Here is a 23418-nt window from a genome sequence, read left to right as displayed (position 1 = left end):
CGTTACTTACGCGCTTTGAGTACCACGAATTTCGGCGTGGCGGCCACCTGTTCCACCCCGCGAAACAAGCGCGCCAACTTGCTGTGGTAACCCAAATGGCGGTTGCCGACGATGTACAGCGCGCCACCGACCACCAGCGCTTCGCGGGCCTGCTGGAACATGCGCCAGGCGAGGAAGTCGCCCACCACCTGCTGCTGGTGAAAGGGCGGGTTGCACAGCACGACGTCGAGGGATTGCGCCGGCTGCGCCGCCAGGCCATCGCCGGCCTGAAAGGTCGCCGAACGCCCCACGCAGGCCGCCTGCCAGTTGTCCCGGGCTGATTGCACCGCCATGTAGGACTCGTCCACCAAGGTGTAATGGGCATCCGGGTTGGCCAACGCGCTGACAATACCCAACACACCATTGCCACAGCCTAAATCGGCCACCCGCGCGCTGCCCAGGTTCTGCGGCAGGTGTGGGAGAAACGCGCGGGTGCCGATGTCCAGGCCCTCGCGGCAAAACACATTGGCGTGGTTGAGCAATTCCAGTGGCGGTTGCTCCAGGCGGTAGCGGCTGGGGTAGGGCGATGCCGCAGCCGGGCCGGGCTGGTAACGCGCTACCAGCAGGCGCGCCTTTTTCACCGCCAGCGACGCTTGCATCGGGCCGATGTAGCGTTGCAGAAGATCGCCTGCGGCGTGGGGCAGGTGCTTGACCATGCCTGCGGCCACCACGGGCGTGCCTTCGGCGAGCAGGCACTGCAGGCGAATCAGTTGTTCCTCCAGCAACGCCAGGGTCTTGGGGACGCGAACGAGCACATAATCGAATGGGCCGTGCCAGCTTTCGTTAGCGGGCACGAACGGCAGCGCATCGAAGGGTAGGCCGTTGCGCGCCAGGTTTTTCTCCAGGCCCTGGCGGGCGAGGTACGAATCACCGCTGCTGACCACCTGGGCGGCCCCGAGCAAGCTAATAGCCAAGGCGCCGAAGCTGTCATTGAGCACCAACACCCGCGTGCTGGTCGGCAGCTGTTGTTCGGCGAAGTGCTTGAGCAGGTACTCATCTGCCGCATCGAAGGCTTGCAGCGGTTCGTTAGGCTGGTCGGGTTGGCGGATCAGGTCGAGTTCGGCGAAGGGCGAGGTGAGCACAGGCATGGGCGGCAAACACTGAAAAACGGCTAAGGCCGGTGATTCTACGGGGTTTTTCCGGGCTTCGCTGGCGATGCCATTACAAACCGACAGTGTTTATCGGCGGGGCTTTGCGGGACACTAGGCGCTAAATCGATACGACGGAGCGCGCCATGACCGCCAGCGCAGACAAATTTACTCGGCAAACCTTGCTAGATGTACAAACCCTCACCCCTAGTTTGTTTACCTTGCGCACCACCCGGGATGCGGGCTTTCGCTTCGTCGCAGGGCAGTTCGCCCGCCTTGGGGTGACCAAGGCCGACGGCAGCGTGGTGTGGCGCGCTTACTCCTTGGTGTCGTCGCCCCATGATGAATTTCTCGAGTTTTTTTCCATTGTCGTACCGGGGGGGGAATTCACCAGCGAGCTCAGCCGTTTGCGCGTGGGCGACACCTTGCTGATCGAAAAACAGGCCACCGGCTTTCTGACCCTGGACCGTTTCACCGACGGTCGCGACCTGTGGCTGCTGTCCACCGGTACCGGGGTGGCACCGTTTCTCTCCATCTTGCAAGACTTCGAGGTGTGGGAGCGGTTCAGGACCATCAAGCTGGTCTACAGCGTGCGCGAGGGCGCCGAGCTGGCCTACACGGACCTGGTGGCGGGCCTGGAACAGCGCGAATATCTGCAGGAATATGCCGGTAAATTGCAGTTTATCCCCGTGGTCACCCGTGAGGACTACCCCGGCGCGTTACGCGGGCGAATTACCCAACTGATCGAGGATGGCCGACTGGAACAAGTCGCTGGCTTGGAACTGTCGCCCGAGCATTCCCGGGTGATGATCTGTGGCAACCCACAGATGATCGACGACACCCGCCAATTGCTGAAAACCCGTGACATGCGCCTGAGCTTGAGCCGCAAGCCGGGCCAAGTGGCAGTGGAAAATTACTGGTAGGGAGCAGGGCGCGCGCTGGGCCGCCTGGCCCCCAGTGGCCGCGCAAGGCGACCGTGGCGGGGGGCCGGCCGATCGGCTAGACCTTGTTGTTTTGCTCTTTGAGTAAGTCGCGGATCTCGCCCAGCAAGACCTGCTCTTTGCTCGGGGCAGCTGGTGCGGGTTTCTTTTCTTCCTGTTTACGCAAGCGGTTGATCACTTTCACACCCATGAAAATGGCGAAGGCCACAATCACGAAGTCGATCACCGTTTGAATGAACTTGCCGTAGGCCAACAGCACCGCCGGAGCATCGCCCTGGGCGGCCTTGAGGGTAATGGCCAGGTCACTGAAGTCGACCCCGCCGATCAGCAGCCCCAAGGGCGGCATGACCACGTCACCGACGAAAGACGAAACGATTTTGCCGAACGCTGCGCCGATGATAATACCAACGGCCATGTCGACTACATTGCCTTTGACCGCAAAGGCCTTGAATTCACTTAGCACGCTCATTGGGGGTTCCTTGTATCAGATGAGGTTGGTCAACGCAGTTTAAGTCAGCTGCGGGCTTTATGCCCTTGGCCCTAGCAAAAGACCCAGGTCATCGCGAATAGTTTTGTCGGATCTACAAGCCCGGTGTGGGCCGCGCTCCGCTATCATGGCGGTTTTGCACAGCAGGAATTCATATGGCCAAGGCAAAGCGCTTGTACGGCTGCACCGAGTGCGGCGCCACGTTTCCCAAGTGGGCTGGGCAATGCGGCGAATGCGGCGCCTGGAATACCCTGGTCGAAACCGTCATCGAAAGCGGCGCGGCGGCGCCTCCCAGTGGGCGTACCGGCTGGGCTGGGCAGCAGGCGCAAATCAAGACCCTGGCCGAGGTCAGCGTTGAGGAAGTTCCGCGCTTTTCCACGGCGTCCGGTGAACTGGACCGCGTGCTGGGCGGGGGCCTGGTCGACGGCTCGGTGGTGCTGATTGGCGGCGACCCTGGCATCGGCAAGTCGACCATCCTGTTACAGACCTTGTGCAACCTGGCCACACGCATGCCGGCGCTGTACGTCACTGGTGAGGAGTCCCAGCAGCAAGTGGCCATGCGCGCCCGGCGCTTGGGGCTGCCCCAGGACAAGCTCAAAGTCATGACCGAAACCTGTATTGAAGCGATCATTGCCACCGCGCGTGTTGAGCAGCCCAAGGTCATGGTGATCGACTCCATTCAGACCATCTTCACCGAAAATCTGCAATCGGCGCCCGGTGGCGTGTCCCAAGTGCGCGAGAGTGCGGCCTTGCTGGTGCGCTACGCCAAACAGAGCGGCACGGCGATCTTCCTGGTCGGCCACGTCACCAAGGAAGGCGCCCTGGCCGGGCCGCGGGTATTGGAGCACATGGTCGACACCGTGCTGTATTTCGAAGGTGAGTCCGACGGCCGCTTGCGCTTGCTGCGGGCGGTGAAAAACCGTTTCGGTGCGATCAACGAGCTTGGCGTGTTCGGCATGACCGATCGCGGCTTGAAGGAGGTGTCCAATCCATCTGCGATCTTTCTGACCCGTGCGCAGGAAGAAGTCCCTGGCAGCGTGGTCATGGCCACGTGGGAAGGCACCCGGCCCATGCTGGTCGAAGTGCAAGCGTTGGTCGACGACAGCCACCTGGCCAACCCGCGTCGAGTCACCCTGGGCCTGGATCAGAACCGTTTGGCCATGCTGCTGGCGGTCCTGCACCGCCACGGCGGCATCCCGACCCACGACCAGGACGTATTCCTCAACGTGGTGGGCGGGGTCAAAGTGCTGGAAACTGCATCGGACCTGGCCTTGATGGCCGCGGTGATGTCCAGCTTGCGTAACCGCCCGCTGCCCCATGACTTGCTGGTGTTCGGCGAAGTGGGCTTGTCTGGCGAAGTACGCCCGGTGCCCAGCGGCCAAGAGCGCCTGAAGGAGGCCGCCAAACACGGCTTCAAGCGCGCCATCGTGCCCAAAGGCAACGCCCCCAAGGAGTCCCCACCAGGCCTGCAGGTAATCGCGGTAACCCGCCTGGAACAGGCGCTGGATGCGCTGTTCGAATAAAACCCGCGTAGGAGGGGCCTTGGCCCCGATCTTTTCAAATGCCCACCCGATTTGCGTAAAAACGCGAAGAGATCGGGGGCAAGCCCCCTCCTACGATTGGTTTGGGCAGGGGGCATAAAAGGGTTGAATCAGACGTTTCTTGTAGGACGTTTCTGTTTCTTCACGCTATCCTCCGCTGCCGCTTGTGCCTGCCTATTGCCACGGCTAACCTTCGGTCGTCGCTGCCACAGCCAGCGACCGGGTTTAGTCGCCCGTCGGCAAAGGCGCATAGCGCTCCATCTCATTACACGTATCTCGTACGTTGTGGTGCTCATGGTGGCTGTGCGCGGGAGGGCTTCGGCCCTGCCGGGTTTGCCTTTTGCCCCGGTCGACTAACCTGCGTACAGCCGCCACCTATCGTTTAGTCGCGATACTGCCGGCTTTAACCGCAAAAGGAGCCCCACCATGGTCAAGTCGACCCCGCACCCGCCCTATCTCACCCAGCACCAACCTTTCGGCTACAACCTCGGCGACAACCCCCTGTTCAACGTACGCGAGGGTTTTCGCGTGGACGAGGCCCTGGAGCAAGCCTGCGAACACCTAAGCTGCGCCGCCGCTACGGCCTATGAAACGGCGGATAACATCGCCCTGGAGTTCCGCCCCTTGGCGCGCGCGGTGGTGCACCAGATCGAGGTGGCCAGGGCGTTGGTTGAGGCTTCTATTGCTGGGCTGAGCCTATCATCGGTCTAGCATGGGCATAAACTGACCGCTGAGCGAGGCAGGCATTGCGCATACGCCTCATTTGGTAGCGAATGTCGGAGCTTGCACGCTCAATATCGAGCTTGGATGTGTGTGCCATGGCCGCCGGATAGGCGCATGGCACAACTGCTAAAGCATGTATGTGGTCATAGACGCGAACTGCATTCATCGCTGATGACGCTCGGACGCCCTTGAAGAAAGTCCACGTCAGCCTTTGGCAACTCAGCCAGCGACAGCCAACCCGGGCGCACCGGGCGTAGGGTGATCGTGTCGCCGATACGTGTAATCTCCAGCTCCCCGACATCCTCATAAGCCATGTCGATAGGAAAGCGGATAGCTTGATTCTTGCCGCTCTTAAAAATTGATACCTTGCGCATAACGTCACTCCTGCCTGTGCTTGACCCTTGCAATATATCAACGTGGGTCGACCTCTGTACGTGCAGGCAGCTGTATCTGAAGTCCCCTTAGCTTTTTCATCTACCCCAGATAGATTTTGAGCGGTCCGGGCTCACACGCCCTTGCAGCCCAGCCCCAATAGCTTCACTCTGCGAACTGTTCGCATTGCGGCGGCTGCACCGCCGTGCCTTATCGACCAAGGAGCATGCCCCATGGGTGAAGTGAAACAGGGCTTAGGCCTGGTCAAGGCCGTTATTTTCGATATGGACGGCCTGTTGCTGGACACCGAAGGCATCTACACCGAGGTGACGCAGATCATTGCTGAGCGTTATGGCCGTACGTTCGACTGGAGTGTCAAGCAGAACACCATTGGCTTGGGCGCTGCGGATTTGTCGCGCTATATCGTCGAGACGCTGGATTTGCCCATCACCCCCGATGAGTTTATCGAGGCCCGTGCGCCGCTTATGGCCGAGCGCTTTCCCAAGGCCGCTGCCATGGCGGGGGCTGAAGCCCTGGTGCGGCACTTGAAAGCGGCGGGGGTGCCGATTGCGGTGGGCACCAGCTCTGGCAGTGGCCATTTCGCCCTCAAGACCACTCTGCACCGGGACTGGTTTGCCCTGTTCGACACCATCGTCACGGCGGACGACCCCGAGGTTAAGGCGGCCAAACCTGCCCCGGACATCTTCTTGACCGCAGCCCGACGGCTGGGGGTGGAGCCCAAGGACTGTCTGGTGTTCGAGGACTCGCCCTTCGGCGTCACGGCTGCTAAGGCCGCTGGCATGGTGGCCATTGCTGTACCGGACTCGGCCATGAGCCGCGACCGTTACACCCATGCCGATTTGATCATCGAAAGCCTGCCACAATTTCAAGCGAGCCCCTGGGGCCTGCCGGAAATGGCCTGACTCAGTCCTGTACCAGAGCGGATAGCTCCCGGCTCATCTCGTCGGGGTCGCCGCTGTTCAGCTCGACGAAGCGCTTGAGGTGCGCGATGGAGTCCAGGCCAATGTGCTTGCACTCGAAGCCCAGTTGTTCGTGATCGTCATGGGCCAGTTTGACTTCCATGACCACGTCATCGCTGGTGCTCAGATGAATGTGAATGGTGAAGGGCTTGCTCTCGTCGCCGTCCCAGGGCTTGGGCCGCTCGATCAGCACGCCCTTGAGCGACAGGTCGACCAGCTTGACCGTCCAGTCCTGGTCGCCCTGGCTCAGTTCGGTGCCGGCATCGAAAGGGAAGCGTTGAAAGCGGCGCCGTTCTTGTGCTTGTTCAGTCATGTCGGAAAACCCTCTAGGTATACCTGACTATAGCGTACTGGCTTAAAGCCAACGGCGAACCCGTCGACAATACTGACGATAAGTTTCCCCAAATAACTCATTGAGTTGCCTCTCGTCCGGGCGAATCACCAACCAGTTCATCAAGTACAGCAATATTGGCAGCAGTAGCCATGGCCATATATCTGCCAGTAGCCCTGCGATGCCGACATAGGCGAGGGTGTCGCCCAGGTTGATAGGGTTTCGAGAAACCGCGAAGGGGCCATCCTGAAGCAGTTCGTCCGGCGCGTTGAAATTACTGGCCGTGGTGTGCTGGCGCCGGAAACGTAGCATGGCCCAGAAGGACAGCCCCTGGCCGATGATGATGGCGGCAAAGCCGCAGGCTTGTGTCCAGCTGTTGCTTGGAAGGGGCAGGGGGACGACCTGGCTGAGGATCATGGCTATGGCCATGCAGGTCACGTAGAGCACGGGAGGCGGGAGGGCCGCTTTGGCCGGAGGAGACGGCATAGGGACTTTCCATCAGAGGGCTTACCTGTTGCGACCGCGCTGAAAAAGCGACGTTCCAGCCTTAAGCGAAGGCTCTAGACCAACGTGGGGGTGGCTGTTGGTGTAAATGGCGCTAGACTCGATAGGGCCAACATCGATATCCACCCTGCTGGAATAAAAAAATGAAAAATAATAATAGCTTGGCCCGCCACGTTCCGTGGCTGGTGCTAGCGGTTGTAGGAGCGTTTGCCTTGGGCGTAGTGGCTCTGCGCCGGGGCGAAGCGATCAACGCGTTATGGATCGTAGTCGCGGCGGTTGCCATCTATTTGGTTGCCTATCGTTACTACAGCCTATTCATCGCCACCCATGTGATGCAGTTGGACCCTCGGCGGGCGACCCCGGCCGTGGTCAACAACGACGGCCTGGACTACGTCCCGACCAACAAGCACATCCTTTTCGGCCACCATTTCGCAGCGATCGCTGGGGCAGGTCCACTTGTTGGGCCCGTGCTCGCCGCGCAAATGGGTTATCTGCCCGGCACCCTGTGGCTGATCGCGGGCGTCGTGCTGGCCGGTGCGGTACAGGACTTCATGGTGCTGTTCCTGTCGACCCGGCGCAACGGTCGCTCTTTGGGCGACATGGTGCGTGAGGAGATGGGGCGTATCCCCGGCACCATCGCACTGTTCGGTTGTTTCCTGATCATGATCATCATCCTCGCGGTGCTGGCGTTGATCGTGGTCAAGGCGTTGGCGGAGAGCCCCTGGGGGATTTTCACCGTGATGGCGACCATTCCCATCGCGATGTTCATGGGCGTGTACATGCGCTATATCCGCCCGGGTCGCATTGGCGAGATCTCCCTGATTGGCGTGGTTTTGCTGTTGCTGTCCATCTACGTCGGCGGGCAGATCGCCGCAGACCCGGTGTGGGCCAAGGCCTTTACCTTTACCGGCCTGCAGATCACCTGGATGCTCATTGGCTACGGTTTCGTTGCCGCAGTGCTGCCGGTCTGGCTGGTGCTGGCGCCGCGCGACTACCTGTCGACCTTCCTTAAGATCGGTACGATCATCGCGCTGGCCATCGGTATTCTGGTGACCATGCCCGACCTGAAAATGCCCGCATTGACCCAATTCACCGACGGCACGGGCCCGGTGTGGAAGGGCGGTCTGTTCCCCTTTCTGTTCATCACCATCGCCTGCGGCGCCGTATCGGGGTTCCATGCGCTGATCTCTTCGGGCACCACCCCCAAGCTGCTCGACAACGAAACCAACGCGCGGTACATCGGCTACGGTGGCATGCTGATGGAGTCGTTCGTCGCGATCATGGCCATGGTGGCTGCCTCGGTAATCGAGCCGGGCGTCTACTTCGCTATGAACAGCCCGGCGGCCGTGGTCGGCAGCGACGTGGTGTCGGTGGCGACCACCGTCAGCAGTTGGGGCTTTGCCATTACTCCCGAAGCGCTCCAGGCGGTGGCCCATGATATCGGTGAGACCACCATCCTGGCCCGCGCCGGGGGTGCCCCCACCCTGGCCGTGGGGATCGCGCAGATCCTCCACCAAGTATTGCCGGGTGAGAACACCATGGCGTTCTGGTACCACTTCGCGATCCTGTTCGAGGCGCTGTTCATTCTGACGGCGGTGGACGCCGGCACCCGTGCCGGGCGTTTTATGCTGCAGGACCTGCTAGGTACTTTTGTACCGGCCCTCAAGCGCACCGAGTCCTGGACCGCGAACATGATCGGCACTGCCGGATGCGTGGCTCTGTGGGGTTACCTGCTGTACCAAGGGGTGATCGACCCTCTGGGCGGCATCAACACCTTGTGGCCGCTGTTCGGTATCTCTAACCAGATGCTGGCCGGTATCGCGCTGATGCTCGGCACAGTGGTGCTGATCAAGATGAAGCGCCAGCGCTACATTTGGGTCACTCTGTTGCCTGCGGTGTGGCTGCTGATCTGCACCACCACGGCCGGCTTTATCAAGCTGTTCGATGCCAACCCGGCCATTGGTTTTCTGGCCCTGGCCCGCAAGTACAGCGATGCCCTGGCCCAGGGGCAGGTATTGGCCCCGGCCAAAAGCGTGGAGCAAATGCAGCACGTGATCTTCAATGCCTACACCAACGCCACCTTGACCGTGTTGTTCCTGTGCGTCGTGTTCAGCATCCTGTTCTTTGCCCTGAAGGTCGGCGTAGCGGCCTGGGGCAAGAAAGAGCGGTCCGACAAAGAAGCCCCCTACGAGGCGCTGCCCGATGTTCAATGACCTGAGCCAACTCGGTAAATACCTGGGCCAGGCGGCACGGCTCATGGTCGGCATGCCGGACTACGATAACTACGTGAGCCACATGCAGACTAAACACCCCGATAAGCCGATGATGGATTACGAGGCGTTCTTCCGCGAACGCCAAGAAGCCCGTTACGGCGGCAAGGGCGGGCCGAAATGTTGTTGACGGCCGGTTAGCCCATCGGGGGCAAGCAGCGTGCTGCTTGCCCCCGATCTATTCCAGCCCCCAAAACAGGAGCTATTGTTTGTTATCCCCTATCCCCGTCACCATTCTCAGCGGCTTCCTTGGCGCTGGCAAAACCACCCTTTTGCGCCACCTGCTCAAAGCTGAACATGGCTTGAAAATAGCGGTGATCGAAAACGAATTCAGCGGTGCCGACATCGACACCCAGCTGCTCGGCAGTGAACCGGTACAGGTCATGACCCTGGCTAATGGCTGCGTGTGCTGCACCATCCATACCGACCTCACCAAAGCGCTTTACCTGCTGCTGGAGCGTCTCGACAGCGGCGAGCTGGCTTTTGATCGGTTAGTCATCGAGTGCACCGGGCTGGCGGACCCTGCACCTGTCGCGCAGACATTTTTTATCGACGAAGAATTGCGCGAGCGTTACGTGCTCGACGCGATCGTGACCCTGGTCGATGCGGCCCATGCCGACACCCACCTGGCCCAGACCATTGCCCAGGCCCAAGTGGGCTTCGCCGACCGCCTGCTGGTGAGCAAGACTGACCTGATCGAGCCAGCCGCGTTCGACGCCTTGAGCGAGCGCCTCACGCGTATCAACCGCCGTGCGCCGATCCGCGTGGTCGAGCACGGCCGCATCGATCTGGCCGAATTACTGGATGTGCGCGGTTTTAATTTGCACGCCGGTATGCAGCTGCGGCCCGTGCGCAATACGCCTAGCATCGATCGGATTTCCAGCATGGTGCTGCGCAGCGAGCAGCCGCTGGACATCGATACCCTGAGCGCGTTTATGAACGAATTGCTCGAAGAGCATGGCACGCAGCTACTGCGTTACAAAGGCGTGTTAAGCATCGCCGGGGAAGACCGTCGCCTGGTGTTCCAAGGGGTGCTTAAACTTTATGGGTTCGACTGGGATACGCCGTGGGCGGAAGGTGAGCCGCGCGAAAGCGTGATGGTGTTTATCGCCGACGAGCTGCCTGAGGCGAAGATCCGCGAGCGGTTCGACAGGCTGTTTGCTGGGGTTGTGTGAGCGGGAAAAGATCGGGGGCAAGCCCCCTCCTACCCATCGCGGCACACCCAATATCGAATATGCCGCTGCCCGCGTAGGAGGGGCCTTTGCCCCGCTCTTTTGATCTTGCCGGTGTTAAGCGCCGTAAACCGGCAAGCGTGCGCAGACAGCCTTGACCTTTTCACGTACGGCATCGATTACCGCTTCGTTGCTCAGGTCGTCGAGGATGTCGCAGATCCAGCCGGCCAGGTCCTTGCACTCGGCTTCTTTGAAGCCGCGGGTGGTGACCGCCGGGGTGCCGAAGCGCAGGCCCGAAGTGACGAACGGCGAGCGTGGGTCGTTAGGGACAGAGTTTTTGTTCACGGTAATGAACGCGCGGCCCAAGGCAGCGTCGGCGTCTTTGCCGGAAATGTCCTGCTTGATCAGCGAGAGCAGGAACAGGTGGTTCTCAGTGCCGCCTGAGACCACGTCGAAACCACGCTCGATGAACACGCCCGCCATGGCCTGAGCGTTCTTCACGACCTGTTGCTGGTAGACCTTGAACTCAGGTTGCAGGGCCTCTTTGAAGCACACGGCTTTGGCCGCGATGACGTGCTCCAGCGGGCCGCCCTGGGCGCCTGGGAACACGGCGGAATTGAGCTTTTTCTCGATATCGGCGTTGGCGCGCGCCAGGATCAGGCCGCCCCGTGGGCCGCGCAGGGTCTTGTGGGTGGTGGTGGTGACCACGTCAGCGAAAGGCACCGGGTTAGGGTACACACCGGCGGCGACCAGGCCGGCGACGTGGGCCATGTCGACGAACAGGTAGGCGCCGACCTTGTCAGCGATCGCCCGGAAACGCGGGAAGTCGAGGATCTGCGAGTAGGCAGAGAAACCGGCGACGATCATCTTCGGCTTGTGTTCTACGGCCAGGCGCTCGACTTCATCGTAGTCGATCAGGCCCTGGGCATCGATGCCGTACTGCACGGCATTGTAGAGCTTGCCCGAGGACGAAACGCTGGCACCGTGGGTCAGGTGGCCGCCGTGGGCCAGGCTCATGCCCAGAATGGTATCACCGGCTTGCAGCAAGGCCAGGTAGACCGCGCTGTTGGCCTGGGAACCGGCGTGGGGCTGGACGTTGGCGTAATCGGCGCCGAACAGCTGCTTGGCACGGTCGATTGCCAGTTGCTCGATGATGTCGACGAACTCACAGCCGCCATAGTAGCGCTTGCCTGGGTAGCCTTCGGCGTACTTGTTGGTCAACGCCGAACCCTGGGCTTCCATCACCGCAGGGCTGGTGTAGTTTTCCGAGGCGATCAGTTCGATGTGATCTTCCTGGCGCTGAGCTTCTTGCTCCATGGCGGCAAAGAGATCGGCGTCGTACTTGGCGAGTGTCAGGTCACGGCTGAACATGGCGGTCCTCAAGGATCTGGGCAGATGAAAAGACGAGCATTCTAACCTATCGGCTTTTATCTGGCATATGAAAGCCAGTCATCCTATGGACAAGCGGTGTTCACGATGGCAGTTGGCAGCCCGTCAATCGAGCGTCAGCAATGAATCATTGCTGAACTGCGCCTCGAAATGGCTGGCCGGCATGGGCCGACCGAACAGGTAGCCTTGGACCTCATCGCAGCCGTGTTCGCGCAGAAACTCCAATTGCTCGTGGGTCTCGACCCCTTCGGCAATCACCGCCAGGTTAAGGCTGTGGGCCATGGCGATGATTGCCCGGGCAATTTGCGCATCCTGTTCGCCAGACGGCAGGCCGTCGACGAAGGTGCGGTCGATTTTCAACACATCGATGGGGAATTGCTTAAGGTAGTTGAGCGACGAATAGCCCGTACCGAAGTCATCCACCGCAATGCTCAGGCCGAGGTTTTTCAAGGTGTCGAGGATCGCCATGGCTTCGTTGACCTCGCGCATCAGAATGCTTTCAGTCAGCTCCAGCTCCAGGCAGGCCGGCGGCAAGCCAGTCTCCTTAAGGATGGTGGCAATCCGAGTGCCCAACTGCCCATCAGAAAACTGCCGCACGGAAATGTTCACCGACACTTTCGGCACGCGGATGCGTGCCTGGTGCCAGTGCTTCAATTGGCGGCAGGCCTCGCTGATAACCCAGTCGCCCACGTCCACCACCAGGCCCAGCTCTTCGAGCACGGGAATGAAATCACCCGGCGGCACCAGCCCGCGCCGCGGGTGGCGCCAGCGCAGCAAGGCCTCTGCGCCGGTCAGGCGCTTGCCGTCGCCGCTGAACTGCGGTTGGTAATACAGAACGAATTCGTTTTGCTCCAGGGCATGGCGCAGGTCGCTTTCCAGCTCCAGGCGCTCCAGGGCGCTGGCGTTCATGTCGGCCTGATAGAACTGGAAGTTATTCTTGCCGCGCTCTTTGGCGTGGTACATCGCCGTATCGGCGTTTTTCATCAATTGGCTCAGCTCGTTGCCGTCCTGGGGGCTCAGGGCGATGCCGACACTGGCGGTGACGAAGAACTCGCGATTCTCCAGCACAAAGGGTTGGTGCAGGCTGGCGAGGATCTGCTCGGCCACGTGGATGGCCTGGTTCAGCGCCTGTTCACGGCTGCCACGCGGTTGCAGCAGCAAGGTGAACTCGTCGCCGCCCATGCGCGCTACGGTGTCATCGTCGTCCACGCAGGCCAGCAGGCGCGTGGCCATTTCCATCAGCATGCGGTCGCCTGCGGCGTGGCCCAGGGAGTCATTGATGGGCTTGAAGCGGTCGAGGTCGAGGAACATCAAGACCACCCACGACTTCTGCCGTTCGGCCTGCTGCAAGGCGCTGTAGAGGCGGTCCTGGAACAGGGTGCGGTTGGGCAAGTGAGTCAAGGCGTCGTAGTAGGCCAGCCGGTGGATACGCTGCTCGCTGGCTTTGCGTTCGCTGATGTCGCTGAAAAAGCACACGTAGCTGGCCAGGTCGCCTTCATCGTCGAACACCGCGGTGATACCGACCCACGCCGGGTAGCGCTCGCCGTTGCGGCGCTTGAGCCACACTTCGCCTTCCCAGGTGCCGCGCAGGTTCAGTTGCTTGACGATATAGCGCAGGTGCGCGTCCTGTTCCTCGTCCACCGTGAGCATGTTCGGCAGTTGGTCCAGTACATGGGCCACCGCATAGCCGCTGACGCGGCTGAACGCTTCGTTGGCCTGCACGATATAACCGGCCGGGTCGGTGATCAGAATGGCCGAAGTGGAGTGCTCGAATACGGTGGCGGCCATGCGCATGTCTTTTTCGGCGCGGCGCTGCTGGCTGACATCGCGGCCCACGCCCAGCACGCCTTCGAAGCCGCCTTGCTCATCCCAAACCAGCACGACCCGGAGTTCGATGGGGATCTTGCGTCCATCGGCCCGCAGGCAGTCGAACAGATACAGTTGGGTGTGCACTTGTTCACGCAGGGTCGCCAGTGAGTCGGGCTCCTCGTTAGCGCGCCGCAACTGCTCGACCATGGCGTACAGGCCGGTCAATTGCTGAGGGTTGGCGATGATCGACTGCCAGCCGTTGTCCATGATCCATTGGGTGTCGTAGCCCAACACGGCCTGGGCTGAGGGGCTGACGTAATTAAGAGCTAAATGGCTGTCGGCAGAAAAGATCACGTCGCTGATGCTTTCGGCCAGGATTCGGTAGCGTTGCTCGCTGTCGCGCAGGGATTCGCTGGCTTTGATCTGGGTGGTGACGTCAGTGATGCTGAGGATCACCTGATGCAGGTCATGGCGATGCTCAGGGAAGTGCACCGTCAGCCACAAGCGTTGATCATCGGCACTGCTGCCGCTCAAGGTCAACTCCAATTCGAGCAGGGGCGTACGCGCCAGCAGGGCTTTAATGACCGCGTAGCCGACACCTTCGGTAGCGCTGGCACGGCCATCGATCAGGCGCTGCCAGGCACCCTCGCAGGAGTCGACCTGAAGCAGGCGCAGGGCAACCTGATTCGCTTCAGTGATACGCAGATGGCGTAGTAGGGCGTGTTGAGCGTCCGGGTTCTGTGCGAGCCACTGGTCCAGGCGCTGCGGGTCGTTCAGCTCGTTTTGCTGGAGGGCGTGTTGCAGCCCAGCCAGGTCGAGCACGCACAGGGCCACGCCGGTGTCTTCGAAAATATCGTGGTAGCGGCGGCGGCCGTCGCGCAGTTCGCGGTGGCGGCGGCGCATATTGAATAGGGCAATCAACGGCAGCAGCGAGCAGGCCAGCCCCAGCAGGTATTTAACCAGCAGCGCGGGCAGCAGGTTCAGGCGGGCGCCTTGTAGATCAAACAGCGCCTGCAGTTGCCAGTCGCTGTGTTCGACCCATGCGGTCAACACGGTTTCGTTCGAATCCACCGCTTCAGGGCGCAGGCCGCTGTTGCTGTAGATGGGCGCGCCGCTCAAGCGGTTTTTCACGAGCCAGGCAAAATGCGGCCCGCGTTCGTTCTGCTGCGCCAGGTCGGCAAACAGGGCGCTGCTCATGCGCAGCAGCCAGAAACCCGGGGCAAGCTCGTTGGGCGCGTGCAGCAACAAATAAACCTGTTGCCCATCGCTGCTGTTGCCGAAGTAAAAAGGGTGACGCTGGCCACGTTCCCAGAGGGCCTGGATTGCCTGGTGGTCGTCGGCCGTGGCGGTATCACTCAATACCTGCCCGTTTGCATCTAGCCAGGCCAGCGCTTGCGTGGCCGGCACTACCCCACGCACTTTATCGAGCAGTGGCTCAAGGTTCTGGGGGGTGGCCGGCGGCAGGCTCGGCAACTGGTTCAGCGCAAGCTGGCCGCTGAGGGCGATGGTCAGGTCTAGATGAGTGGCCAGGTCTTGAGCCGAGTCTTCAGTGTATTGGCGCTGTTCGGCCAGGGTAGTGCGGTATTGGTCGAACAGCTGCCAGAACAGCAGCATCAACAATACCAGCACCAGTATGGCCAGTGCGCTTTTCAGTGAACCACGCGGGGCAGCTTCCGGCGATGGGCCTGAGAGGTTGCGCGGCGGGGTTGGGGAGAGGTTGGTCAAGCGTCGATCCCACTGCGTTGCGGGCTGGGCCGGCGTGTCATTTCCGGTTGGGTTAGGCGCACTATAAGCGCACGCCCAAAGGGCGGCTAGCATGCCCTGGTTTATGGCACTTGGCCAGCGCGGTTCGTCGTCGGTTTGCCCTGTACGGCGCATTCCGGTAGTTTTGACGCACTCGCAAGGGCTCCAGCGCGCAGAGCCCCTTCTTGCCTATTTTTCTATCTGTCTCTGACATCAGGTTTTCCATGGCTCAATACGTCTACACCATGCATCGGCTGAGCAAAGTCGTTCCGCCGAAGCGGGAAATTCTAAAGAACATCTCCCTGTCGTTTTTCCCCGGCGCCAAAATTGGCGTGCTGGGGCTCAACGGTTCGGGTAAATCGACTTTGCTCAAGATCATGGCCGGCGTGGACACCGAGTTCGACGGTGAAGCACGGCCAATGCCCGAGCTGAATGTGGGTTACTTGCCCCAGGAACCCCAGCTGGACCCTACCAAGACGGTGCGTGAAGTCGTCGAAGAAGCGGTCAGCGTAATCAAGGATGCCCAGGCCCGCCTTGATCAAGTGTATGCGGCTTATGCCGAGCCGGACGCCGATTTCGACAAATTGGCTGCTGAGCAAGCCAAGCTTGAAGCGATCCTGCAAGCCAGCGACGGGCACAACCTGGACCGCCAGCTTGAAGTCGCCGCTGACGCCTTGCGCCTGCCGGCGTGGGACGCCAAGGTCGAACACTTGTCCGGTGGTGAAAAGCGCCGGGTCGCGCTGTGCCGCTTGTTGCTGTCGGCCCCCGATATGCTGCTGCTCGACGAGCCGACCAACCACTTGGACGCCGATTCAGTCGCCTGGCTGGAGCACTTCCTGCACGACTTCCCGGGTACCGTGGTCGCGATTACCCACGACCGTTACTTCCTCGACAACGTCGCCGGCTGGATCCTCGAGCTCGACCGTGGCGCTGGCATCCCCTACGAAGGCAACTATTCGGGTTGGCTCGAAGCCAAGTCCAACCGCTTGGCCCAAGAGTCCAAGCAGCAGTCGGCCCATGAAAAGGCCATGAAGGACGAGCTGGAATGGGTGCGTAAAGGCGCCAAGGCGCGGCAGTCCAAATCCAAGGCGCGTTTGCAGCGCTTTGAAGAAATGCAGTCGCAGGAATTCCAGAAGCGTTCAGAAACCAACGAAATCTACATCCCTGCCGGGCCACGGTTGGGCGATAAGGTCATCGAATTCAAGAACGTTAGCAAAGGCTACGGCGACCGCGTGCTGATCGACAACCTGTCATTCGCCATGCCCAAGGGCGCGATCGTGGGGGTGATTGGCGGTAACGGCGCGGGCAAGTCGACTTTGTTCCGCATGCTGATGGGCAAGGAGCAGCCGGACTCGGGCAGCATCGAGATCGGCGAAACCGTACAGTTGGCCTGTGTCGACCAGAGCCGTGACGACCTCGATGGCAGCAAGTCGGTGTTCCAGATCATCTCCGATGGCTCAGACCAGATCCGCATTGGCAACTACGAGATCCCGTCGCGCACGTACGTGGGCCGCTTTAACTTCAAAGGCGGCGACCAGCAGAAGTTCGTCAAGGACTTGTCCGGTGGTGAACGCGGCCGTCTGCATTTGGCCCTGACCCTCAAAGAAGGCGCCAATGTCCTGCTGCTCGACGAACCGTCCAACGACCTTGACGTCGAGACCTTGCGTTCGTTGGAAGAAGCGCTGTTGGACTTCCCTGGCGCCGCCATTGTGATCTCTCACGATCGCTGGTTCCTGGACCGCGTGGCGACCCACATCCTGGCTTACGAAGATGATTCGCAAGCGGTGTTCTTCGAAGGCAACTACACCGAGTACGAAGCCGATCGTAAGAAACGCCTGGGTGAAGCTGCCGCCCAGCCGCACCGCGTGCGCCACAAAAAGCTGGCGTAATTGCAAAAAAGGCCCCCCGCCCGTAGCGAGGGGCCTCGGCCCCGATCTCCTACGCCCGTAGCGAGGCCCCTCGGCCCCGATCCTCTAAACGATCAAGCGTGCGCAGATATCTCGATAATCTCGATCGTCAACTCGCCGGCCGGCCTTCGCCACACCACTTCGTCCCCCACCTCAGACCCCATCAGGGCCTTGCCCAGGGGTGAAGCCCAGTTCACCAAGCCCACTGCTGCATCGGCCTGATCTTCGCCCACCAGGCAGATACGCTGTTCCTCGCCCTCGGTGTCGACAAAGGTCACCCAGCTACCAATCTGGACTTTATCCACCGACGTCACTTCAGCCACTGGCTGCGCGCTGTACAGGCGCTGCTGGAAATAACGCAGGTCGCGCTCAAGGTCGGCGATGCGTTGCTTGTCGGCGCGTTCGCCCAACGCGGTTTGCTCAGCGAGCAACACCTGAACTTCGGTGAGCTTGGCCTGCAATTGCGCCAAGCCACTTTCGGTCACGTAGTTAGGCTGGTCGCTAATGCTGCGCTCAACCGGCTGGGTCGCCTGGGCGGCGGCTTGATCTTCATTGACAAAGGCGCGGCTCATGGGCGGTTCCTCTCAGGACGGAGGGGCCTTCACGGCCCTGTCACAATTGGATTGTAGACCGCCGTGTTAGTTGCACCCGCTCAATGCGAGCGGTAGGCGCGGCCTTCGCCTTGAGTTTTCTGCTGGCGCCATTTCTGGTCTCGCTCATCCAGCATGCGCTGAAACAGCCAGCGGTCACGGTCGGTTTCCATCGAGCTATACCGCGTGCCATTGCCCCAACCGGGGCCATGGGCTGGCGCGCTTGCGCACCCCGCTATCCACATCATCACAACAATCAAGCCACAACGCCGCCACATGGACGCTCACTCCCGAACGGCCCGGCTGGATAGGGGGCCTGTAAACAGTCTAGGCGCTGATTCGTGGGGGCGACGTCAAGGGTTTGTGATAAATCCGTTGATCAGTAGTGGTACCACTTCAATTGCAGCATGACTTCATTCTGCGGCCCGGCGAAGTGGCTGAAGTCCCGTTGCGCGCTCAGGCGCAGCCCGAGATTTTGTGACAGCTCCCACTGCTGATTCAGGCTGATCCCACGCCGTACTTCGCCGTTGAGGAAGTAATCGCCCTTGGCTTCCAGGCTGAGGTTGCCCAGCGGGTTACGCCACAGCACACCGGCGTTGAAGCCGCCAGCCGGCGAAACGAACTCGGAGAAATCGTTGTTGTGTTCCAACCGCGCCGTGCCGAGGGCGAAGCCCAGCACGTCTTCGCCCAGCTGCCAGGTGCCACCGGCGCCACCGTTGACATGGCTGACCAGGTTTTCATCACCGTGCTTACCGGGTACGCGCTCCAGGCCACCGGTCACTTGCCATGACAGCGGTTGCAGCAGCTCGTTGCGCGGCGTTAGCGAGCGAATGGTGGCCAAGTCCAGGCGCTGCAGTTGCCACTCGTTGTTTTCGTACTGGCGCACCTTGAGGTTAAGAATCTCGATCTGTGCCCCCAGGGGGAAGCCGTACGCATTGTCGTTCAGGTCGTGGTAGGCCATGCGCAGGCCATACTCGGCAAAGGCTCGGTCCTCACGAGTACCGGCAGCCAACTGCCAGGTGCGCGAGTCATGGCCTTCTTCGGGTAAGCCAGGGCGCTGGATGTCCAGAGGCGCCGGCGGGTTGCCGTTGATGGCGCGCAGCAGCTCGAAACTGCGCCGGCTGCGTTCAGGGTCACGCTCTTGGTTGTTGGCCCGATAGCGCTCCAGACGGTAGGCCGCATCCTGGATCAGGGCTTGGCGCTCACGGGGCAAGGCCGTGAACGCTGGGCTTTTCAGTACGCCGGTATCGTTGCTGAGCTGCAATACCCAGGCCTGTTCTTCATCGCTGAGGGGCTTGGCGCGGTCCAGCAGTTCGCGCTCGCGCGAGGGGCGATAGTCGATCTTTTCCACCAGCCCGGCCTGTTTCACCGCTTTGACCGTGTCGGTGGGAATGGCCGTCAGGGGGAACTGTTCGGTCAGGCGCAACCCGGGGCGCGCGACCTGGAGTAACTCCAGCAAACGATACGAACAGTTTTCGTCGAAGAAGAAATAATCGAAGCGAATTTGCTTCAGTTCCCAGACATGTTCGACCATGCGGCCGGTTTCTTCTTCAGTAAGGTTCAGCCGGTACTCCCACAGGTCGCGGTTTTCCAGGCTGCGGTATTCAGACAGTTTTTCCTGGTAGGGCACCAGGGCGAACAGCCCCGGGTAGCCGCCGGCCAGGCCTTTCCAGGCATACAGGATGCTGTTGTCGCTGCCTTCGATATAGGCGCCGAAATTGATCGCGTAGCTGAGCAGGGCGGTCTTGTCACGTTGCACATCGGCTTGGTCGATACGCAGCAGCGTATGGCCAAACATCGACGATGGGCTGTTCAAGTAGGCCGCTGGAAAAATCATCACCGCGCTGTGGGGGGCGACGTCTTTGAACCACTGCTTGAACTCGGCACAGTCCACGGCCGGCAGATCGTGCAATTGCAGCTGGTTTTTCAGCCAGCGGGTACGTGCCGGAAACACGCACTGAGCGTGTTGGTTGCCCGCGCTGGCAGGGGCGTAGAGGGCCTTGACGGTGGCTTCCAGCTCGGCAGCAGGCTGGTGCGCGCCATCGCCGGCGAGAAAAAATTTGGGGTCGTTCACATAGCTTCGCCAGCCGCCCAATTTGGCTGTTTCATAATGGCCCAGGGAAATCCAGAACGGGTCATTGGCCAATGTTTGCAAACGCGTGTTGTCGACGAGGGGCGCAGCATGCAGCGGGGCGCAGGCACAGAGCGCCAGGTAGGCAAGGCGTTTGAGCATGGTGGGCAACTAAGGTCGAAAAGGGTAAGGGCAAGGTGTGGGAATACCCGCCCCGGAGGGCGGGTGGTGAAGCTTATGCCGGGGTGGCGTATTTGGCCAGGCGGGCATCGCCTTTGAGTACTGCGAGGGTGTTGTTGTGCACGTCGTCAGCGGTCGCGTCGGCGCTGCTGAAGATTTGCTGGAAGTGCTGATGGGTAACGGAGGAGAAGTAGGCGCGATCTTCCGGCGCAACACCCATGACGACCGCATAGGTAGTCAGTGCTTCGCCTTGGCCTTTGGCCATGTCTTCCGACAGCTCGTCCATCATGCCATTCATGGCAATCCAGGACTTACCACCGTAGGTCAGTGCCGAGTTGGTGGAGCAACCATTGGTGCCGGAGGTCATGCCGAAGGTGGCGTTACCGGAGGTACCGTTGGTGGTGGAAGCCAGGAAGTGAGCAGGAGTCCCACGTTGGCCTTCGAACAGCATGTTGCCCCAACCGCAATCTGGACCACCTGGCGCTTGAGCCATGGCATTGATCGAGACGGCGGTGAACAGAGTACCCAGAAGAATCCGTTTCATAGCTTTGTTCTCTTTTGTGTGCAAACCAAGGGTCAGGGTTGCTCGGCTGTAATAGGCCGAGTCGGGCCGGTTGTTTCCCGACCGCGCAGTTTGGAGTTTAGGCACGTTCCTAGGGTTCCGTCATTAATTCCTAAATATTGCTATCAAGTAAGTTGCGATCGGTCGATTCGCATTGGGGTTTGCTGCCCGTATTAATTGGGCTTGGCTATGCGCCTTGCCAGCCACCTGTTTCCAGCGCCAGAATGCGGCCATCTGCCCCGCCTGAAGTAAGGATGCCCGATGCCTGATCCTGTAGCTGCCAGCCTGCGTCTAGCGCCCGAAGCGCTGACTCGCCCGTTCTCTGCTGAACAGTTCAGCTTCTCATCCACCAATGATCTGGAGCCTTTCCGTGGGGTGCTGGGCCAGGAACGTGCCGTCGAAGCCCTGCAGTTCGGCGTGGCCATGCCGCGCCCGGGCTACAACGTATTCGTCATGGGCGAGCCCGGCACCGGCCGCTTTTCATTCGTCAAACGCTACCTCAAGGCCGAAGGCAAACGCTTGCAAGCGCCCAGCGACTGGGTCTATGTCAATCATTTCGACGAGCCCCGCGAGCCGCGTGCCCTGGAGTTGCCGCCGGGCACTGCCGGGGCATTCATCAATGACATCAACGGGCTGATCGATAACCTGCTGGCGACCTTTCCCGCAGTATTTGAGCACCCGTCCTACCAGCAAAAGAAAAGCGCCATCGACCGGGCGTTTAACCAGCGCTATGACCGTGCCCTGGACGTCATCGAGCGCCTGGCGCTGGAAAAAGACATTGCCCTGTATCGCGACAACAGCAACATCGCGTTCACACCGATGCTCGACGGTAAGGCCTTGGATGAGGCCGAGTTTTCCCAGCTACCGGAGGTCGACCGCGAGCGCTTTCACACCGACATTTCTGACCTCGAAGAGCGCCTTAACGAAGAACTCGCCAGCCTGCCGCAATGGAAGCGTGAGTCGAACAACCAGTTGCGCCAGTTGAACGAAGAAACCATCACCCTCGCGCTGCAGCCCTTGCTGGCACCGCTGTCGGAGCAATACGCGGAAAATGCCGGTGTGTGCGGCTACCTGCAAGCCATGCAGGTGTACCTGCTGCGCACGGTGGTCGAGCAATTGGTCGACGACAGCAAGACCGACCCCCAGGCGCGCAAACTGCTGGAAGAGCAATACGCGCCCAGCCTGGTGGTGGGTAACCCGGCCAACGCGGGCGCGCCGGTGGTGTTCGAGCCGCACCCCACCTACGACAACCTGTTCGGCCGTATCGAATACAGCACCGACCAGGGCGCGCTGTACACCACCTACCGCCAGTTGCGCCCGGGCGCACTGCACAAAGCCAATGGCGGCTTCCTGATCCTGGAAGCGGAAAAAATGCTCAGCGAGCCGTTTGTCTGGGATGCGCTCAAACGCGCATTGCAGTCGCGCAAGCTGAAAATGGAGTCGCCCCTGGGGGAGTTCGGCCGCCTGGCCACGGTTACCCTGACGCCGCAGATGATTCCGCTGCAGGTCAAATTGGTCATCATCGGTGCGCGCCAGCTGTACTACGCCCTGCAGGATGCCGACCCCGACTTCCAGGAGATGTTTCGGGTCTTGGTGGACTTCGACGAAGACATCCCCATGGTCGACGAGAGCCTGGAGCAGTTCGCCCAGTTGCTCAAAACCCGCACGTCCGAGGAGGGCATGGCGGCGCTGACTGCCGACGCGGTGGCGCGTCTGGCGACCTACAGTGCGCGCTTGGCGGAAAACCAAGGGCGCCTCTCGGCGCGTATCGGTGACCTGTTCCAGCTGGTCAGCGAGGCCGATTTCATTCGCCAGTTGGCCAACGATGAACGCACCGATGCCGGGCATATCGACCGCGCGCTGCGGGCCAAGGCTACGCGCACCGGGCGCGTGTCGGCGCGGATCCTCGACGACATGCTGGCCGGGATTATCCTCATCGACACCGACGGCGCCGCCGTCGGCAAGTGCAACGGCTTGACGGTCCTGGAGGTGGGCGATTCGGCGTTTGGCGTACCGGCGCGTATCTCCGCCACGGTGTACCCGGGCGGCAGCGGTATCGTCGACATCGAGCGCGAGGTTAACCTCGGCCAGCCAATCCACTCCAAGGGCGTGATGATTCTCACCGGCTACCTGGGCAGCCGCTACGCGCAGGAATTTCCCCTGGCTATCTCGGCGAGCATTGCCCTGGAGCAGTCCTACGGCTACGTCGACGGCGACAGTGCGTCGCTGGGCGAGGCCTGCACGTTGATCTCCGCACTTTCTCGCACCCCGCTCAAGCAGTGCTTCGCGATCACCGGCTCGATCAACCAATTTGGTGAAGTGCAAGCGGTGGGCGGGGTGAACGAGAAGATCGAAGGCTTCTTCCGCCTGTGCGAAGCCCGAGGCCTCACGGGGGAGCAGGGCGCAATCATTCCCCACGCCAACGTGGCCACTCTGATGCTCGACGAGCGCGTACTGCAAGCCGTGCGCGCGGGGCAGTTCCATGTGTATGCGGTGCGCCAGGCCGACGAAGCGTTAAGCCTGCTGGTGGGCGAACCGGCCGGTACCCCAGACGAAAACGGCGAGTTTCCGGAAGGCAGCGTCAACGCCCGGGTGGTTGAGCGGTTGCGGGTCATTTCCGAAATGCTCAGCGAGGATGATTTCAAAGAGGTCGAGAAAGAGCTGGCGCAGCAGGATTTGGCTGAGATCAAACCCTCTATCTAGGGCCTGCTGCGCGACC

18 protein-coding genes and 1 pseudogene are annotated in these 23418 nt (G+C 61.0%); 9 read left to right on the top strand and 10 right to left on the bottom strand.

Annotated elements, in window-relative coordinates:
- Nucleotides 1-2: 2 nt before the first annotated feature.
- Complete coding sequence (locus QCL65_RS21750) at nucleotides 3-1127, bottom strand: methyltransferase (protein WP_407312474.1); 1125 nt, start codon at nucleotides 1125-1127, stop codon at nucleotides 3-5.
- A 146-nt stretch (nucleotides 1128-1273) separates the two neighbouring features.
- Here QCL65_RS21750 and QCL65_RS21745 point away from each other — a divergent pair, with 146 nt between their 5' ends.
- Nucleotides 1274-2050, top strand: coding sequence for a ferredoxin--NADP reductase (locus QCL65_RS21745; RefSeq protein ID WP_407312472.1), 777 nt, complete (start codon nucleotides 1274-1276; stop codon nucleotides 2048-2050).
- 76 nt (nucleotides 2051-2126) lie between these two features.
- Here the strand turns inward: QCL65_RS21745 and mscL are convergent, their stop codons facing one another.
- Nucleotides 2127-2537 carry a large-conductance mechanosensitive channel protein MscL gene (gene mscL, locus QCL65_RS21740; protein ID WP_407312470.1) on the bottom strand — a complete coding sequence of 137 codons (411 nt, stop codon included), beginning with the start codon at nucleotides 2535-2537 and terminating at the stop codon, nucleotides 2127-2129.
- Between the two features lie 173 nt (nucleotides 2538-2710).
- Between mscL and radA the strand changes: the two genes are divergently transcribed.
- Together radA and QCL65_RS21730 are read left to right on the top strand one after the other, a co-directional pair.
- Complete coding sequence (gene radA, locus QCL65_RS21735) at nucleotides 2711-4078, top strand: DNA repair protein RadA (RefSeq protein WP_407312468.1); 1368 nt, start codon at nucleotides 2711-2713, stop codon at nucleotides 4076-4078.
- 444 nt (nucleotides 4079-4522) lie between these two features.
- Nucleotides 4523-4807, top strand: coding sequence for a DUF6124 family protein (locus QCL65_RS21730; protein WP_407312466.1), 285 nt, complete (start codon nucleotides 4523-4525; stop codon nucleotides 4805-4807).
- Between the two features lie 155 nt (nucleotides 4808-4962).
- On the opposite strand, the gene vapB is transcribed toward QCL65_RS21730, so the two are convergent.
- Complete coding sequence (gene vapB, locus QCL65_RS21725; RefSeq protein ID WP_407312464.1) at nucleotides 4963-5193, bottom strand: type II toxin-antitoxin system VapB family antitoxin; 231 nt, start codon at nucleotides 5191-5193, stop codon at nucleotides 4963-4965.
- A gap of 231 nt (nucleotides 5194-5424) precedes the next feature.
- On the opposite strand from vapB, the gene QCL65_RS21720 reads away from it, so the two are divergent.
- Nucleotides 5425-6114, top strand: coding sequence for an HAD-IA family hydrolase (locus QCL65_RS21720; protein ID WP_407312462.1), 690 nt, complete (start codon nucleotides 5425-5427; stop codon nucleotides 6112-6114).
- A 1-nt stretch (nucleotide 6115) separates the two neighbouring features.
- Here the strand turns inward: QCL65_RS21720 and QCL65_RS21715 are convergent, their stop codons facing one another.
- Entirely contained in the window at nucleotides 6116-6484 is a 369-nt protein-coding gene (locus QCL65_RS21715; RefSeq protein WP_407312460.1) for a PilZ domain-containing protein, read from the bottom strand.
- 42 nt (nucleotides 6485-6526) lie between these two features.
- Nucleotides 6527-6988 (bottom strand): methyltransferase family protein, encoded by a 462-nt coding sequence (locus QCL65_RS21710; RefSeq protein ID WP_407312458.1) that lies wholly within the window; start codon nucleotides 6986-6988, stop codon nucleotides 6527-6529.
- 161 nt (nucleotides 6989-7149) lie between these two features.
- Here QCL65_RS21710 and QCL65_RS21705 point away from each other — a divergent pair, with 161 nt between their 5' ends.
- The 3 genes from QCL65_RS21705 to yjiA all read left to right on the top strand — a co-directional run bounded on the left by QCL65_RS21705 (nucleotide 7150) and on the right by yjiA (nucleotide 10451).
- The gene (locus tag QCL65_RS21705; protein ID WP_407312456.1) at nucleotides 7150-9219 is read left to right on the top strand and encodes a carbon starvation CstA family protein; all 2070 of its coding nucleotides are present in this window, start codon (nucleotides 7150-7152) and stop codon (nucleotides 9217-9219) included.
- Nucleotides 9209-9406, top strand: coding sequence for a YbdD/YjiX family protein (locus QCL65_RS21700; RefSeq protein WP_407312454.1), 198 nt, complete (start codon nucleotides 9209-9211; stop codon nucleotides 9404-9406). Before QCL65_RS21705 ends, QCL65_RS21700 begins: the two co-directional genes overlap by 11 nt.
- 79 nt (nucleotides 9407-9485) lie before the next feature.
- Nucleotides 9486-10451 carry a GTPase gene (yjiA, locus tag QCL65_RS21695; RefSeq protein ID WP_407312452.1) on the top strand — a complete coding sequence of 322 codons (966 nt, stop codon included), beginning with the start codon at nucleotides 9486-9488 and terminating at the stop codon, nucleotides 10449-10451.
- 114 nt (nucleotides 10452-10565) lie between these two features.
- Here yjiA and glyA read toward each other — a convergent pair whose 3' ends face one another.
- Together glyA and QCL65_RS21685 are read right to left on the bottom strand one after the other, a co-directional pair.
- Entirely contained in the window at nucleotides 10566-11819 is a 1254-nt protein-coding gene (glyA, locus tag QCL65_RS21690; protein WP_407312450.1) for a serine hydroxymethyltransferase, read from the bottom strand.
- 123 nt (nucleotides 11820-11942) lie between these two features.
- Nucleotides 11943-14561, bottom strand: a pseudogene (locus QCL65_RS21685) (EAL domain-containing protein); the annotation flags it as partial.
- A gap of 1052 nt (nucleotides 14562-15613) precedes the next feature.
- Between QCL65_RS21685 and ettA the strand changes: the two are divergent.
- Nucleotides 15614-17278, top strand: coding sequence for an energy-dependent translational throttle protein EttA (ettA, locus tag QCL65_RS21680; protein ID WP_407312448.1), 1665 nt, complete (start codon nucleotides 15614-15616; stop codon nucleotides 17276-17278).
- A 92-nt stretch (nucleotides 17279-17370) separates the two neighbouring features.
- On the opposite strand, the gene QCL65_RS21675 is transcribed toward ettA, so the two are convergent.
- From QCL65_RS21675 to QCL65_RS21665, 3 genes are all read right to left on the bottom strand, one after another.
- Nucleotides 17371-17868, bottom strand: coding sequence for a GreA/GreB family elongation factor (locus tag QCL65_RS21675; RefSeq protein ID WP_407312446.1), 498 nt, complete (start codon nucleotides 17866-17868; stop codon nucleotides 17371-17373).
- 397 nt (nucleotides 17869-18265) lie between these two features.
- The gene (locus tag QCL65_RS21670) at nucleotides 18266-20119 is read right to left on the bottom strand and encodes a DUF4105 domain-containing protein (protein ID WP_407312444.1); all 1854 of its coding nucleotides are present in this window, start codon (nucleotides 20117-20119) and stop codon (nucleotides 18266-18268) included.
- Nucleotides 20120-20192: 73 nt separating this feature from the next.
- Nucleotides 20193-20681 carry a DUF3015 domain-containing protein gene (locus tag QCL65_RS21665; RefSeq protein WP_407312442.1) on the bottom strand — a complete coding sequence of 163 codons (489 nt, stop codon included), beginning with the start codon at nucleotides 20679-20681 and terminating at the stop codon, nucleotides 20193-20195.
- A 279-nt stretch (nucleotides 20682-20960) separates the two neighbouring features.
- On the opposite strand from QCL65_RS21665, the gene QCL65_RS21660 reads away from it, so the two are divergent.
- Nucleotides 20961-23402 (top strand): Lon protease family protein, encoded by a 2442-nt coding sequence (locus tag QCL65_RS21660; protein ID WP_407312440.1) that lies wholly within the window; start codon nucleotides 20961-20963, stop codon nucleotides 23400-23402.
- Nucleotides 23403-23418: the final 16 nt, after the last annotated feature.

The organism is Pseudomonas sp. nanlin1 (assembly GCF_045571515.1).
Lineage (GTDB): Bacteria > Pseudomonadota > Gammaproteobacteria > Pseudomonadales > Pseudomonadaceae > Aquipseudomonas.
Note: the sequence above shows the minus strand (reverse complement) of the source record. Positions and strands in the feature narration are given on the sequence as shown.

Bases quoted from the DNA above. Each gene is read 5' to 3' on its own strand.
- QCL65_RS21750 (WP_407312474.1), bottom strand. From the start codon at position 1,127: ATGCCTGTGCTCACCTCGCCCTTCGCCGAACTCGACCTGATCCGCCAA.
- QCL65_RS21745 (WP_407312472.1), top strand. From the start codon at position 1,274: ATGACCGCCAGCGCAGACAAATTTACTCGGCAAACCTTGCTAGATGTA.
- mscL (WP_407312470.1), bottom strand. From the start codon at position 2,537: ATGAGCGTGCTAAGTGAATTCAAGGCCTTTGCGGTCAAAGGCAATGTA.
- radA (WP_407312468.1), top strand. From the start codon at position 2,711: ATGGCCAAGGCAAAGCGCTTGTACGGCTGCACCGAGTGCGGCGCCACG.
- QCL65_RS21730 (WP_407312466.1), top strand. From the start codon at position 4,523: ATGGTCAAGTCGACCCCGCACCCGCCCTATCTCACCCAGCACCAACCT.
- vapB (WP_407312464.1), bottom strand. From the start codon at position 5,193: ATGCGCAAGGTATCAATTTTTAAGAGCGGCAAGAATCAAGCTATCCGC.
- QCL65_RS21720 (WP_407312462.1), top strand. From the start codon at position 5,425: ATGGGTGAAGTGAAACAGGGCTTAGGCCTGGTCAAGGCCGTTATTTTC.
- QCL65_RS21715 (WP_407312460.1), bottom strand. From the start codon at position 6,484: ATGACTGAACAAGCACAAGAACGGCGCCGCTTTCAACGCTTCCCTTTC.
- QCL65_RS21710 (WP_407312458.1), bottom strand. From the start codon at position 6,988: ATGCCGTCTCCTCCGGCCAAAGCGGCCCTCCCGCCTCCCGTGCTCTAC.
- QCL65_RS21705 (WP_407312456.1), top strand. From the start codon at position 7,150: ATGAAAAATAATAATAGCTTGGCCCGCCACGTTCCGTGGCTGGTGCTA.
- QCL65_RS21700 (WP_407312454.1), top strand. From the start codon at position 9,209: ATGTTCAATGACCTGAGCCAACTCGGTAAATACCTGGGCCAGGCGGCA.
- glyA (WP_407312450.1), bottom strand. From the start codon at position 11,819: ATGTTCAGCCGTGACCTGACACTCGCCAAGTACGACGCCGATCTCTTT.
- ettA (WP_407312448.1), top strand. From the start codon at position 15,614: ATGGCTCAATACGTCTACACCATGCATCGGCTGAGCAAAGTCGTTCCG.
- QCL65_RS21675 (WP_407312446.1), bottom strand. From the start codon at position 17,868: ATGAGCCGCGCCTTTGTCAATGAAGATCAAGCCGCCGCCCAGGCGACC.
- QCL65_RS21670 (WP_407312444.1), bottom strand. From the start codon at position 20,119: ATGCTCAAACGCCTTGCCTACCTGGCGCTCTGTGCCTGCGCCCCGCTG.
- QCL65_RS21665 (WP_407312442.1), bottom strand. From the start codon at position 20,681: ATGAAACGGATTCTTCTGGGTACTCTGTTCACCGCCGTCTCGATCAAT.
- QCL65_RS21660 (WP_407312440.1), top strand. From the start codon at position 20,961: ATGCCTGATCCTGTAGCTGCCAGCCTGCGTCTAGCGCCCGAAGCGCTG.